Raw genomic sequence first — 213 nt, forward strand, 5'->3', positions numbered from 1 at the left:
TCAAGCTGGTGATGGGGGCCTACCCCCGGCGCGGGCTCACGCTGCTGGTCGACACCGGCCTCGCCGAGCTGGTGCTGCCCGAGCTGCCGGCCCTCGCGCGCGAGCGCGACGAGCACCACCGTCACAAGGACGTCTACGAGCACACCCAGACGGTGCTGGAGCAGGCGATCGACCAGGAGCAGGAGCGCTTCGGCGGACCCGACCTGGTCTCCC

General features: G+C 71.8%; 1 protein-coding gene. It reads left to right on the forward strand.

What is annotated here, in order from left to right; translation table 11 throughout:
• Positions 1-213 (forward strand): tRNA nucleotidyltransferase/poly(A) polymerase-related protein (locus tag QWJ41_RS21775; protein ID WP_500684580.1); only part of this gene is annotated, 213 nt, incomplete at both ends.

Origin of the sequence: Nocardioides cremeus (genome assembly GCF_030518195.1) — a bacterium.
GTDB classification, from domain to species: Bacteria; Actinomycetota; Actinomycetes; order Propionibacteriales; family Nocardioidaceae; genus Nocardioides; species Nocardioides cremeus.